A 14,129-nucleotide genomic window follows, 5' to 3' on the forward strand; every position below is an offset into this window, starting at 1 on the left:
GGAGCCCGTCCTAGCAGTACTGGCCTCATCAAACACCTCCATGTCGTGGGGTGTTGCGCTGACCGTTGGAACCCGCCCGCGTCAGATGGTACGCAGAGCTGCAATTCCTCGAACGGCCGGGACGAGCATCCCGTCCCTCGCGTCCGGACGGCAGGCTCGCGCGGCCGTCGACCTCACGCGACGGAGAGGACCCGGGCCTCCCGGGGGCGTCGACCCCAGACGACGGGGAGGACCAGGCCCTCCCCGGGCCATCGGCCTCAGGCGAGCGAGGCGAACAGCCCTCCCGGGCCATCGCTCTCAGGCGAGGGAGAGGACGACGCAGCCGTGGGGCTCGAGGGCGAGGTCGTACCAGCCGTTCTGCGGGGTGACCTCGGCGCCGGTCCACAGCTCGTGGCCGGCAGCGCCCACGGGCACGTCGAGGTCCTCGGCGTGGATGCGGCGCTGCTCGGCCCGCTCCCCCAGCCAGAAGATCGCCCGGACCTCGCGCTCACCCACCCGCACCCGCCACACGACGAGGTCACGGTCGCGGACGATCTCTCGGGCGCCCACGCCCGTGTCGCCGATCGCGAGGATCTCCTCGCGGGTGAGGATCTCGAGGGTCTCGGCGGGGGTGTCGGGCAGATGCCCGCCCATCATCAGGGGCGAGCGCCCCAGGTTCCACAGGGTGAGCATGGTGCGCTGCTCCGCGGCGGTGAGCCGGCTGATGCGGTCCTCGCCGACATGGGCGCGGATGCCGATGCGGCCCAGCGGCAGCATGTCCAGGTCCGCGAAGCCGCCCTCGTGGTCGACGGCGGCCCAGCGGGCGGCGCGCTGGAACTGCTCGCGCAGGTCGTCCCAGGTGTCCCAGAGGTCGTCGGAGACCCGCCAGGCATCGGCCGATGCGGCGAGGAAGGGCGCGTGGACGGCGGAGAGCTCCTTGCCCGGGGACAGGCTCAGCAGCATCGGCCGCCCGCTGCGGTCGATGGCGGTGCGCATCATGGCGATGTCGGCGCGCTGGATCGGCGGGTAGAGGACGTCGTCGACCTTCACGTAGTCCACGCCCCACTGCGCCAGCAGCGCGAAGACGCTGTCGTACCAGGCCTGGGCGGCAGGATGGTCCGCGTGGACGCCCTCGAAGTCGGGGTTCCAGGGGCAGCGGTTGTCGGGGTCGGCGAGGTCGCGGGCGGTCGCGTCGGTCCCCAGGATCGGGGTGTCGAGCTCGACGGCGCGGCGCGGGATGCCGCGCATCAGATGCACGCCGAAGCGCAGGCCCAGGGCGTGGATGCGCTCGGCCAGCGGCGCGAAGCCCGCGCCGTCGGCCGCGGAGGGGAAGCGCCCGGGCGCCGGGAGGGGACGGCCGACCTCGTCGACGAGCGCGGCGGAGACCTCGGCGTAGTCGGTGCTGCCCGGCTCCGGCTCATACCACTGGATGTCGACCACGATCGTGTCCCAGCCCTGCGGGAGCAGGTGCCGGGCCATGTGCTCGGCGTTGGCGATCACCTCGTCCTCGCGCACGCTGCCGCCGAAGCAGTCCCAGGAGTTCCAGCCTCGCGGCGGGGCGGTCACGGTCGGTCGCAGGGGCGACGGGGTCATCGAGATCCTCTCGTGGCGGTGCCCGGAACGGCCCATGCCGCCGGGTGGGGGGTGCGCGCCGCCGGGGCGGGCGGCGCGGGAAGGCTGCTGGGGCTGGGCAGTCCCACCTGCTCGAGGAAACCCTCGAGGGCGAGCACCGCCATGCCCAGGCTCACCGATTCTCCGGCAGTGTCGGTGAACTCCATGCTCACGCCCGCGCCGGGTCCGGGAAGGCACTCCTGCTGGATCCGCTCGCGCACCCGCTCGCGCAGCTCCGTGCCGGCGTAGCGGGTGATCCAGCCGAGCACCGAGACGTGCTCGGGGTTCAGGAGGTTGACGAGGTTGCCCAGGCCCGCGGCGAGATGGTCCCCGGTGCGCAGCACGGCCTCGCGGGCGGCCTCGTCCCCGGCGGCCTCGGCGCGCATGAGCTGCTCGATGAAGGCCCGATGGTGGCGCACCTCGACCAGCGGATGGTCGGGGGCGATCTCGCCGAGGGTGGTGCGCATCCCCTCGACGCCGACGTACGCCTCCACGCAGCCGCGGCGGCCGCAGCGGCAGCCGCGGCCCTGCCACACGAGGGTGGTGTGGCCCCATTCGCCGGCCGAGTTGCCGCGGCCGCGCACCAGCTGGCCGTCCAGGATGATCCCGGCGCCGACGCCGGTGCCCAGGTTCACCGCCACGAAGTCGCGGAAGCGGCGCCCGGCGCCGAACCACAGCTCGCCGGTGGCCATCGCCATCAGCGGGTTGTCGACCCGGACCGGGGCGTCGACGGCCTCGGTGAGGGCATCGGCCACGGGCACGTCCCGCCAGCCCCAGTTGGGGGCGAAGACGTCCACGCCGCGCACCGTGTCGACCTGACCGGGCAGGGAGACGCCGGCGTGGAGGATCGGCTCCCCGCCGAGCGCCTCGCGGCCGCGCAGGGACCGAAGGGCCCCGGCGATCACCGCGGCGATGCTCTCGATGGACTGCGCGCCCGGGTCGAGCTCGACCTGCTCGCGGTCGACCCGGGCGAGCGCCAGATCGTAGACGTCCAGGCGCACGTACGTCTCCGCCACGTCGATCGCCAGCAGGCGGCCGCGCTGCGGGTTGGCCTGGAAGGTCACGGTGGGGCGGCCGCCCTGGGAGGAGATCCGGCCGGCCTCGCGCAGCACCCCCTCCTCGACGAGCTCGCCGACGAGGGTCGCGACGGTGGCGGGGCTCAAGGCGGTCTCCGCGGCGACCTGGGCGCGCGTGACCGTCCCGCCGGCGTAGACCGAGCGCAGGACCATGAACCTGCTCTCGTTGCGGATGTCCTTGGACGTCTTCGTTGCCATCGCTCCCCTCCGGACGTGCGGCGGCCGGTCGCCGCTCAGCTGAGGGCGTCGGACCAGCTCGCGCCCCCGAAGATACCTCCTCCCGCATCCAGCGGCTCGACGAGGAGGTCCACGACGGGATCCGCGGACGGCAGGTACGAGGCGGGGATCCACGAGCGTCCGGCGTCCCCGCCGGCGACGGCCGGGGCGCCGAGCACGTGCCGGGAGACGGCCCGACCGCCGGCCACGACGGTGACCTGCACGTCGGTGCCCTCGAGGTCGAGCTGCACCCCGGCTCCGGGAGCACGGTCCGAGCGCAGGCGGACCTGCAGCGCCCCGCCGGCGGGGACGGTCAGCGGGAAGGCGGCCGATGTCCGCTCCCGCTCGGCGCCGATGAGGGCGGTGAGCTCCTCGCGCGGGAGCAGGCGCACGCCGCGCACCCCGGGCGCCAGGGCGGTGAGCAGCTCGGCGCGGCGGACGAAGCCGTCCGGGACGTGCGGGGCGCGGATCGCGACCTCGACGGCGCCGGCGGCCCCGCCCGAGGTCCCGGAGCCGCGGCCGATGCCGGCCGGCGTCCCGGCGTCCTCCGTCGTCCCGGCGTCCTCCGTCGTCCCGGCGTCCTCGGCGGCTCCGAGCTCGAGCACGGGGTCACCGGGGGCGAGACGTCGCTCCGGGCCGCCGTCGATGCTCACGTGCACGGGACGGCTCAGGCCGTGCAGGCGCAGCAGGGCGTGCCCCTGCGCCGGCAGCGGCAGCTCCCGCACGTAGACCGCGTCCTCGCCGAGCCGGGGGCTCGACCAGCCGCCCAGCGGCCGCAGCGGCTCCTGGGCCTGGTCGGCGCCGCCGGCACGACGATCCGGGAGGCGGCGCACGCGCCATGTGTCGGTGACGTCCTGGGCGTCGACCACGGCGTGCGCGGTGCCGATGCCGCGCCCCGCCCCGAGGGCGAGGGCCGGGCGGCGGGCGTCGTCGAAGTTCGCGCGCCCCCAGGTCTCGGCGATGATCGAGACCTCCCCCGAGACCTCGTCGGAGGCATCTGCGGCGCCAGAGGCATCGGCGGCATCGGGAGCACCGGAAGTATCGAGAGCACCGGAGGCCGGCAGGAGGGAGACCGGTGCTCCGTGCGGGACGTGCACCCCGCGGTCCTCGCCGCCTGCGATCAGGCGGATCACATCGGCGGCTCCCCGCAGCAGCAGCTCCCGGGTTCCGGCGGGAAGGCGAAGGTCGGCGCGCAGGCGGCCGTCGCGCAGGCCCAGCTCCTCGGTGCTCGGCACGGCACGGAAGGCCTCGCCGGCGACGGCGGTCCCGGCGGCGGCCGTCGGCTCGGGCAGCGCGGCGACCTCGAGCGCGGGCGTGCGGCGGGCAGGCTCCGGATCGGCGACGCCCTCCGGCACGGGCGCGAGGGCGACCCGCACCGTGCCGGACTCGGCCTCGCCGTGGCCGGCGAGATCCAGCGTCCCCTCGGGGGTCTCCAGCAGGACGCGGGCATCGGCCGGCCCCTCGAAGCGGAGGGCGAGCGCGCCGTCCGCGCCCCGGTGCACGGCCACGAGCTCGGCGGTGGCCATCCGGATCGTGCCCTGCGCGCCCCAGGGCGCCAGCGGCACGTCCAGGGCCCAGAACGGGCACGTTCCCGCGGGAACGCGTGCGGACAGCGCATGGGCCTCATGGCCGGTGCCGGCGGCGGGGAGGATCCGCACCTCGGCGTCGCGGCCGTGGACCTCGGCGGGGCCGATGACGTGGCCGCCGCCGGGCAGGGCCAGCGCACCGCCCGCGTCGATGCCCTGCACCCCGGCCTGCTCGAGCGGGACCGGCGCGGCGGCGGCCAGGCGCTCGCCCCAGGCCTCCAGGGTGCGGGTCAGCCGCACGGCCTCGTCGTACTCGGGGCGGCGACGGCCGTCGGGGCCGATGTAGCCGCCGAAGTCGTAGTCGTGGGTCATGAGGTTGCCGGGGTCGCCCCAGTTCCCGGCCGAGGGCAGCAGCAGGTGGTTGAACCCGGAGGTCTGCAGGTACGGCGCGACCAGCCGTGCGCCGGCGAGGATCTCCCGGCGCAGGGTGCGGTGCATCCGGTTGGTCTCGGTGACCAGCAGGGGGAGATCGCGCGAGGACAGCTCCTCCGCGTAGTGGCGGGCCTCCGCGTCGAAGCTCGTGGACTCGTCCGAGGGGTACAGGTTCACGGTGGGCACCACGCCCTCGACGTCTCCGCTCGCGCCGTGCAGGTCGCCCTGCCCGGCGCACGCGATGATCGGCACCTCGATGCCGGCTCCCCGGGTCCGCTCGGCGAGCCAGGCCTGGTAGGCGGCCGGGTCCGGGCAGTCGAAGAAGTCCAGCTCGTTCTCGATCTGCACCAGGGCGACGGGCCCGCCGCGGGTGGTCTGGGCGGCGGCGAGGACCGGCATCACCGCGTCGTACCAGCGGCCCACCGCCTCGAGGTAGTCGGGGTCCATGGTGCGCACCGCGATGCCGCGGCCGTGCAGCCACCAGGGCAGGCCGCCGCCGTCGGTCTCGGAGCAGATGTAGGGCCCCGGGCGGGCCATGACCAGCAGTCCCTCCGCGGCCGCGAGGTCCAGGAAGCGCCGCAGGTCCCGTTCCGGGGAGGTGAGGTCGATGCTGCCCTCCACCTCCTCGTGGAAGCCCCAGTGCACGTACAGGTCCACCATCCGGTAGCCGGACTCGCGCACCCGGCGCAGGCGGTGGGCCCATTGATCGGAGGGGATGCGGAAGGGGAAGACCGAGGAGCACAGGAGGATCGACGGCGTGCCGTCGAGGCCCAGGCGCCCCGCGGAGAGGCTCAGCGCGGTCATCACTTGACCCCCGCGCTGCCGGCCGACAGGTTCATCTCGTACATGTATCTCTGTCCGAAGTAGTAGATGATGATCATCGGCAGCGACAGGAAGATCGAGCCGACCATGATGAGGTTCCACGGCGGGGTCTGCAGCTCCTGGCTCGTCGAGGTCAGGTACTGCACGCCGAGCGCGAGCGGCATCTTGTCCTCGCTGTTGATGTAGATCAGCGGGCCCATGAAGTCGCCCCACGCCGCGGTGAGGGTGAAGATCGCGATGGCGATGAGGATCGGCGCCATGAGCGGCAGCACCAGGCGCGCATAGATGCCGAAGTAGCCCAGCCCGTCGATCGAGGCGGCCTCGTCCATCTCGTAGGGGATGCGGGTGACGAACTGGCGCACCAGGAAGATGTTGAAGGCGTTGGAGAAGAACTGCGGCACGATCAGCGGCAGGAACGTGTCCACCCAGCCCAGCTCGCTGAAGATCCAGAACTGCGGGATCATCGTGATCTGGGCGGGGATCATCATCGTCGCGATGACGATGAGGAACAGGGCCTTCTTCCCCGGGGCGCGCAGGCGCGCGAAGGCGTAGCCGACCAGCGAGCTCGAGAGCACCTGGCCGATGGCCGAGGTCACCGAGATGATCACCGAGTTCACGATGAAGCTGCCGACCGGGAGGCTGGTCTGGAAGATCCGCACGAAGTTGTCGAACCGCCAGTCGCGCGGGAGGATCGTCAGCTGTCCGGTGGAGACCGTGGAGTCCGAGGACAGGGCGATGGAGATGACGAACACCAGCGGCACCATGAAGATCGCCGAGAGGATCACCAGCAGGCCGTAGGTCCCCGGCCCGGACCGGAATGCGTGCATGACGGGTTTGCGGGAGCTCATGAGCGCACCTCCGACTCGTAGAACACCCAGCGGCCGGAGGTCGCGAAGGCGAGGGCGGTGAAGGCCATGATGACGACGAACAGGATCCAGGCGATCGCCGAGCCGTAGCCCATGTGGTAGAAGCGGAACGCCTCGTCGAACAGCATCGGCACGGCCATCTGGCTCGCATTGTCGGGGCCGCCGCCGGTGAGGATGAAGACCTGCGCGAACACCTGGAACGAGCCGATGATGCCCATGATGAGGTTGAAGAAGATCACCGGCGTCAGCTGCGGGAAGGTGACGGACCAGAACTGGCGCATCGAGGAGGCGCCGTCGATCTCCGCGGCCTCGTACAGCTCCTTGGGGATGCCGTTCATGCCGGCCAGCAGCAGGATCGTGCCGCCGCCGGCCTGCCACAGCGACATGAGGATGAGGGCGGGCTTGACCCAGGCGGAGTCCATGAGCCAGTTCGGGCCGGTGATCCCCACCAGCGAGAGCGCCTGGTTCAGCGGGCCCGCCCCGGGGGCGAACACCATCTGGAAGATGAGCGCGACGGCCACGATGGGGATGAGGTGGGGCAGGTAGACGAGGGTCCGGAAGAGCTTGCGGAACCGCACCTTCTTGTTGAGGAGGTTCGCGATGAACAGCGAGACCGCCATCCCCAGCGGCACGGAGATGATCGCGTAGTACGCGGTGTTCCCCATGACCTTCCAGAAGATCGGGTCGTCGGTGAGCAGGGTGATGTAGTTCTCCAGCCCCACCCAGCGCGGCGGCGTGAAGGAGTCCCATTCCGTGAAGGAGAGGTAGATCGAGAAGATCATCGGCCCCAGCAGGAAGGCCAGGAACCCGATCACCCAGGGAGAGATGAACAGGTAGAACAGCAGCGCCTCCTTGCGGCGATGCGGGGGCATCTTCGCGCGGGGCGGGCGGCCCGCCGGGCCGGGGACGGTTCCCCGGCCCGGCACGGCGGCGGCATCGACGACGGTCACGACGGCATCACTCGCTGGGCTTGATGACGCGCTCGAGGCGGCTCTGGAGGTCGTCCGCCGTGGTCTTCGCGTCGGACTCGCCCAGCCAGAAGGAGGCCATGGCGTCGTCGACGGACTTCTGCATCTCGTTCCACTCGGGGATGAACTTCGGCGTGAAGATCATGTCCGCGGACTCGGGGAACGCCTCGAGGTTCGCATCGGCCTCGAGCCACTCCGGGTCCAGGAAGGCGTCGCTGCCCTGCAGCTCGAGGTTCGCCGGGACGTCCTGGCCGAGGTCCGCGATCGGGGTCTGGCCCTCGGCGGAGGTGAGGAACTGGATGATCTCGAAGGATGCCTGGGGGTTCTTCGCCGCGGTCGGGATCACCAGGGCGGAGCCGAAGGCGCTGACGGCCTTCTCCTTCCCGTGGAAGAACGGGGCGATGTCCCAGTTCAGGCCCTCGATGCCGGCGTTGCCGCCCACCGCCCAGAAGCCGGTGGAGTTCATGGCCACCAGGCCCTGCTGGAAGGCTCCGTCGGCCCCCATCTCGGGGCCCATGTTGGAGTAGTCCACCGCCGTCGGGGCGACCTTGTGGGTGAAGTAGAGGTCCTGGGCCCACTGCAGCGCCTCGACGGCCTCCGGGGAGTTCACGCTGGGCGCGCCGGTCTCGGGATCCAGCACCGCGCCGCCGTTCTGGGCGACCAGCGAGAACCACTGCGGCCACCATCCCACGCCGCCGTAGCCGAACTGGCCCTTGGCCGGGTCGGTGAGCGCCTTCGCCGCGTCGAGGAAGGTGTCCCAGTCCCAGTCCGCAGTGGGGTACTCGATGCCGGCGGCGTCGAAGAGGTCCTTGTTGTAGTAGAGGACCATGGCGCCCGAGCGGTCCGGGATGCCGTAGGTCTTCCCGTCCCACCGGTAGTTCTCGCCGACGGGCCCGAAGGTCGCGGCCATGTCCAGACCGGCGGCGGAGATGTAGTCGTCCAGCGGCACCAGCTGCTGCTTCGAGGAGTAGACGTTGACGTTCTCGGCGACCTGCATGATGTCCGGGCCGGTCTTGGACGAGATCATCGTCTGGACCTTCTGCTCGTAGTTCTCCGAGGGGATCAGCTGCAGCGTGATCGTGTAGTCGGGGAACTTCTCCTTCGCCAGGTCCACGCGCGCCTGGTAGGCGATCTTGTCGGCCTCGCCTCCCCAGACGGTCATGACCAGGTCCTTGTGGTCCGGGTCGGACTCCGGGGTCCCGCCGTCGCCTCCGGAGCCGCCGCCGCAGGCGGCCAGTCCGAGGCCGGCGCCGGCCGCGCCGGCTCCGGCGAGCAGGCTGCGGCGCGAGACGGTCCGGGAGATCGGGGATGTGGAACGGGTACGGCTCATCATCGTGCCTTTCGTCGGGGCGCGATCTCCGTTCCCGGCTCGTCCCGGGGGCGCGGGCTCCTCTGCCCGCCGATCGCGACATCCCTTAACCTAACCCTTGCCATAAGAGGTGTCCAGCCAGTCCGGGTCACAAGAGGATCTCGCCCCGAGGACCGGGGAGCGAGGGCATGCCCGGACATGCGCGACGGGGCCGCCGCGGGGCGCCACCTGCCCCGAGGGCAGGCGACGCGCCGCGGCGACCCCGTCGTGCGGGTCGTCCGGGGGACGCCGTGCGGAGGGCGCGCCGTCGCCGGCGCGCCGCCGCGGATCAGGCCAGCTGCAGCTCCACGGTCGTGAAGGAGTGCGGCGGCAGGACGATCTCGAGGCCGCGCTCGTGCGGGCGCACGTCCTCGAGGGCCACGGGCGCGACGGCCTCGGGCTGCTCGGGCGTGTTGTGCGCGGCCGTGCCCTCGCCGGTCAGGACGCGGGCGCTGAACCCGGCGACCTCGCGGCCGCGCAGGTCCAGCACCACAGTGCGCGGCGCGGAGGCGTCGAGGTGGGACAGCGACACCAGGGCGGTGCCCTCCTTGGTCGAGGCCGAGGCGGAGATCGCCGGCAGGGCGCGGCCGTCGACCACGCGCGGCTCCTCCTCCAGCAGCACGTGCGCCGCGAGCGAGGCCGCATCCTGGTGCCCCTTGTTCATCGCGAAGACGTGGTAGGTCGGGGTGAGGACCAGGGCGCCGGAGTCGGGATCGGTGAGGATCATCGCCTGCAGCACGTTGACGGTCTGGGCGATGTTCGCCATGAGCAGGCGGTCCGCGTGGCGGTGGAAGCCGTCGAAGTGGAGGCTCGCCACCAGGGCGTCGCGGACGGTGTTCTGCTGGTACAGGAAGCCGGGGTTGGTGCCGGGCTCCACGTTCCACCAGGTGCCCCACTCGTCGAAGACCAGCCCGACCTTCTTCTCGGGGTCGTGCTTGTCCATGATCGTGGCGTGGCGGGCCACGAGCTCCTCGGCGCGGGCCGCGCGCGCGAGGGCGAGGTACCACTCCTCCTCGCTGAACTCGGTGGCGGAGCCCTTGTCCTCCCACGGCCCGGTGTGGGTGTAGTAGTGCAGGGAGATGGCCTGGTAGGAGAACCCGGGCGAGCCGGCGCCCTGCATGAGCGCCTCGGTCCAGTCGTAGTCGTCGATGTTGGCGCCGGCGGCGATGCGGGTGACCGTGTTGCCGGCATGGTCGCGCACGAAGGTCGAGTACTGACGGGCCAGGGCCGCGTACTCGTCCGCCCGCATATTCCCGCCGCAGCCCCACGTCTCGTTGCCGATCCCGAAGAACGGCACCTTCCACGGCTCGTCCCGCCCGTTGGCACGGCGCAGCGCCGCCATCGGGGAGTCGTCATCGCGGGTGAGGTACTCGATCCACTCCGACATCTCCTGCACCGTCCCGGAGCCGACGTTGCCGTTGACATACGCCTCGGTGCCCAGCAGCTCCACCAGGTCCATGAACTCGTGCGTGCCGAAGGAGTTGTCCTCGACCACATCGCCCCAGTGGGAGTTCACCATCCGCGGCCGCTGCTCGCGCGGGCCGATGCCGTCCTTCCAGTGGTACTCATCGGCGAAGCAGCCCCCGGGCCAGCGCAGGTTGGGGATGTCCAGCGCCCGCAGCGCCGCGACGACATCGTCCCGGATCCCCCGGGTGTTGGGGATGTCGGAGTCCTCGCCCACGAAGAACCCGCCGTAGATGCACCGGCCCAGGTGCTCGGCGAAGTGCCCGTAGACGTGGCGGTTGATAATGGGGCCGGGAAGGTCGAGGTCGACGACGACGCGGGCGGGTGCGGGGGACGACATGGAGAGGCCTCTCTGGACGACGGTGTGGGGAGGTCGGTGCGGCGGCTCGCGCGCGGGCCGCCGGCGCGGCCGCACGGGCGGTGCGCCGACACGATGTGCAACGTTGTAGAAGCCTAGGCGTCCGGCGGGCGCACGGCAAGGCCGTGCCGCACCTCACCGTAGTGCGGGATCAGGCGCGCCCAACTCTGCACAGTCCCTGGACACATGCTGTGACCTGCTGGAACGGTGATCCGCGGAGGAACCGGCCGCCGCTCGGACGGGCCGGCCCGCCTCCGGCCCGCCCGCCGACGGGCCCTCCCCGTCGAGGTGCCGTCATGACCGAAGGACCGACGTGCCCGCTGCGCTCCTCCGCCGCCTCCTGCTCTGCCTGGCGGTCGCCTCCCCCGCGCTCGTCCTGCGCATCACGGGGCTCGCCCCGCATCCCGTGCTCGACCTGGTGGTCTTCGGAGCGGCCGTGGTCGCCGCCTCCTTCGTCCTGGCCTGGGCGGCGGAGGCCGCGCAGAAGGACATCTCCGGCGCCCTCGCGATCGCCATCCTGGCCCTGATCGCCGTGCTGCCGGAGTACGCGGTGGACCTCTACTACGCCTTCCGCTCCGGCTCCGACCCGGCATACGAGCAGTTCGCCGCCGCCAACATGACCGGCTCGAACCGTCTGCTGCTGGGGCTGGGCTGGCCGCTGGTGGCGCTGGTCGCGCTCGGGGCGGCCCGCCGCGCCGCCGGAGCCTCCCGCGGCGGCGGGAACTCCCGTGGCGGCGGGGCCTCCCGCGGCGGCGCCGGCATCGGGCGCGGACCAGCGTTCCTGCAGCTTCCCGCGGCCAGCCGCCTGGACCTCGGCTTCCTCGCGATCCTCGCCGTGGTCGCCTTCGCGATCCCGCTGATGGGCCGGATCCCCGTGTGGTTCGGCATCGCGCTGATCGCGGTCTTCATCGCCTACCTGTGGCGTGCGGGCCAGGCGCCCGACGACGGCGAGGAGGAGTTCGTCGGGGCCGCCGCGCTCATCGTGGAGCTGCCGCATCGCTCCCGCCGCGCCACCGTGATCGGGCTGTTCGTCGCCTCGGCCGCGGTGATCCTCGCCAGCGCGGAGCCCTTCGCGGACGCCCTGGTCGCCTCGGGCACGAGCCTCGGCATCGACAGCTACGTGCTCGTGCAGTGGCTCGCACCGCTGGCCTCGGAGGCGCCGGAGTTCATCATCGCGATCCTCTTCGCCCTGCGCGGGCTGGGAGCCGCGGCGATCACGACGCTCATCGCCTCCAAGATCAACCAGTGGAGCCTGCTGGTGGGCTCGCTGCCGCTGGCGCATCTCGCGGGCGGCGGCGGCACGGACCTGGGCCTGGATGCCCGCCAGGTCGAGGAGTTCGTCCTCACCGCGACACAGACGGTGATGGGCGTGGCGATCCTGCTGGCCCTGCGGTTCCACCGGGCCAGCGCGATCGCCCTGCTGACGCTGTTCGCCCTGCAGTTCGCCGTGACCGGCACGGAGGGCCGCTACATCCTCAGCGCCGTGCAGGTGGTCGTCGCCGCCTGGTTCCTCGGCGCCCACCGCCACGAGATCCTGCCGACGCTGGGCGCCCCGTTCCGCCGCCCCGCGGCCGATGCCGACTCGGCGCCGCAGGACCGGGTCCCCGCGCCGATCGCCTGAGGCGGCCGGTCAGCCCTCGCGCCCGAACACGAACCAGGTGCCGCCGTCCGCCCCGTACTGGGCGCTGCCGAACCAGGTGCCCGGGACGCTCTCGTCCTCGGCGTCCGCGGGCTCCGCCGTGCAGCGGGCGAAGCGGTGGTCCTCGCTGAGCGCGCAGTCGGTCTCCACCGAGAACTCCGGGTCCCCGTCCCGGTGCTGGCTCATCTGCAGGCCCCAGACCAGGGCGTGCTCGGCGTCCTCGCCGGTGAGCTCGTCCATCTCCGGATGCTCGGCGGCCACGGGGCCCCAGACGACCGGCGCGCCCGCGGGGAAGCTCGTGCGCTCGGGCAGCGCGTCGATCCTCCCGCCGATCTGCGTGAGCTGCAGCGGATGCTCGAACAGGCCGGTCACGACCGAGACCCGCACGGGGATCTGCTGCCCGTTGCCGGCGGTCCCCACGCATGTCGCGGGCTCCCCGCCCAGCTCCGTGCCCGTCTCGCACACGAGGTCGTAGACGAGGCCGAAGTACTCCAGCTCCCCCGCATCGCCGAGGGCGGCGGCCCCCTCGGCGTCCAGGGCGGTGCTGCCGTCGTACAGCACGCGGGCGATCACCATCTCGGTCGCCTCGCCCTCCGCGGGCGGAAGACCCGGGGTGCCGAGGAGCGTCCCCTCCCAGCCCGCCGGCACGGCGACCGGCTGCGCCGGATCCTCGCCCCCGGTCGGCCCGCCCGGGTCGGCCGGATCGGCCGGATCGGCCGGATCGGCCGGGTCGGCCGGCCCGCCCGGGTCCTCGCCCGGATCCTGCGTCGGCCCGCAGCCGACCAGCCCTGCGCCGCACAGCGCGACGGCCGCCCCCACGGCCGCCGCGCGTCGCCCCCACCCGTTTCCTGACCTGCTCGTACCCATGATTCCCCCTTGTGGACGTGACCCGCACCACCCCGATGCGATGGCGCGACTTTACGAATCCTTGACCATTACAGGGAAGCGTCTTTGCATTTCCTCCTACGGGTCTTCACAGGTCCTTCACACGAGGGAGTCGGGCTCCGGGCGCCTGGCTCCGGACCCCGGACGGTGGGACCGGGCTCCGGACGGAGGGGGCGGACGCCGGAGAGGGGGACGCGGCGTCAGCCGCGGGCGTGCTCGTCGGGGGCGATGCGCATGGCCTCGGCCGCCACCAGGGAGAGGTCCAGCTCCCGATGCTCCGCCTCCACGTCCCAGGAGACGGCCAGCACACCGGCGGCCTCGGAGCGGGCGTCCACGTGGAGGTGCGTGCCCAGGCCGATGCCGCGGGCGTCGAGATAGCGCAGCAGACCCGGGTCCCGGTCGGAGATCCGGGCGATGCGGCCGCACCGGCCCTCGCCGAGGTCGCTGAGGCGACCGGCATCGGGGCGGGCGACGCTGCCGTCCGGCGCGGGGATCGGGTCGCCGTGCGGGTCGGTGCGCGGATGGCCGAGATCGGCATCCATGCGTGCCAGCAGGCGGTCGGAGATGGAGTGCTCGAGCTGGTCGGCCTCCTCGTGCACCTCGTCCCAGCCGTAGCCGAGCCGCGCGACGAGGTAGGTCTCCAGCAGGCGGTGCCGACGCACCATGCGCACGGCCTCGGCACGACCCTGCGCGCTGAGCTCGATCGCGCCGTAGGGCTCGTACTCGATGAGCCCGTCGCGGGCCAGCCGCTTGAGGTTGCCGGAGACCGAGGACGGGGTCACCGAGAGCATCTCGGCGATCTCGCTGGTGGTGATGGAACCGCCGTCCCACTCCTGGGCTCCCCAGATGACCTTGAGGTAGTCCTGGACCATCGTGCTCGGTCGATCGGCAGGCATGCCTCGATGGTACCCAGGCGGCCCGCCCCCGGCGACAGCCGTT

The 14,129-nt window shown here is 72.5% G+C and carries 10 protein-coding genes; 1 reads left to right on the forward strand and 9 read right to left on the reverse strand.

Annotated elements, in window-relative coordinates; translation table 11 throughout:
• Positions 1-297: 297 nt before the first annotated feature.
• From ABD234_RS15705 to ABD234_RS15735, 7 genes are all read right to left on the reverse strand, one after another.
• Entirely contained in the window at positions 298-1,572 is a 1,275-nt protein-coding gene (locus tag ABD234_RS15705) for a glycoside hydrolase family 27 protein (protein WP_344358211.1), read from the reverse strand.
• Positions 1,569-2,864: an ROK family transcriptional regulator gene (locus ABD234_RS15710; protein WP_084148706.1), complete on the reverse strand. Its 1,296-nt coding sequence runs from the start codon at positions 2,862-2,864 to the stop codon at positions 1,569-1,571. The genes ABD234_RS15705 and ABD234_RS15710 overlap by 4 nt, the downstream gene beginning before the upstream one ends.
• Positions 2,865-2,899: 35 nt before the next feature.
• Positions 2,900-5,644, reverse strand: coding sequence for a beta-galactosidase (locus ABD234_RS15715; RefSeq protein ID WP_051487221.1), 2,745 nt, complete (start codon positions 5,642-5,644; stop codon positions 2,900-2,902).
• Entirely contained in the window at positions 5,644-6,510 is an 867-nt protein-coding gene (locus tag ABD234_RS15720) for a carbohydrate ABC transporter permease (RefSeq protein ID WP_038374760.1), read from the reverse strand. The genes ABD234_RS15715 and ABD234_RS15720 overlap by 1 nt, the downstream gene beginning before the upstream one ends.
• On the reverse strand, positions 6,507-7,478 hold the full coding sequence (locus ABD234_RS15725) for a carbohydrate ABC transporter permease (RefSeq protein ID WP_344358216.1): 972 nt from the start codon (positions 7,476-7,478) through the stop codon (positions 6,507-6,509). The genes ABD234_RS15720 and ABD234_RS15725 overlap by 4 nt, the downstream gene beginning before the upstream one ends.
• Positions 7,479-7,485: 7 nt before the next feature.
• Complete coding sequence (locus ABD234_RS15730; protein ID WP_051487224.1) at positions 7,486-8,826, reverse strand: ABC transporter substrate-binding protein; 1,341 nt, start codon at positions 8,824-8,826, stop codon at positions 7,486-7,488.
• Between the two features lie 307 nt (positions 8,827-9,133).
• Entirely contained in the window at positions 9,134-10,648 is a 1,515-nt protein-coding gene (locus tag ABD234_RS15735; RefSeq protein ID WP_344358219.1) for an alpha-N-arabinofuranosidase, read from the reverse strand.
• Between the two features lie 331 nt (positions 10,649-10,979).
• On the opposite strand from ABD234_RS15735, the gene ABD234_RS15740 reads away from it, so the two are divergent.
• Complete coding sequence (locus ABD234_RS15740) at positions 10,980-12,287, forward strand: sodium:proton exchanger (protein ID WP_344358222.1); 1,308 nt, start codon at positions 10,980-10,982, stop codon at positions 12,285-12,287.
• Between the two features lie 9 nt (positions 12,288-12,296).
• Here the strand turns inward: ABD234_RS15740 and ABD234_RS15745 are convergent, their stop codons facing one another.
• Positions 12,297-13,172, reverse strand: coding sequence for a hypothetical protein (locus ABD234_RS15745; RefSeq protein ID WP_344358225.1), 876 nt, complete (start codon positions 13,170-13,172; stop codon positions 12,297-12,299).
• A 218-nt stretch (positions 13,173-13,390) separates the two neighbouring features.
• Entirely contained in the window at positions 13,391-14,086 is a 696-nt protein-coding gene (locus ABD234_RS15750) for a metal-dependent transcriptional regulator (protein WP_344358228.1), read from the reverse strand.
• Positions 14,087-14,129: the final 43 nt, after the last annotated feature.

This window comes from Brachybacterium phenoliresistens, assembly GCF_039530785.1.
Taxonomy (GTDB): Bacteria; Actinomycetota; Actinomycetes; order Actinomycetales; family Dermabacteraceae; genus Brachybacterium; species Brachybacterium phenoliresistens.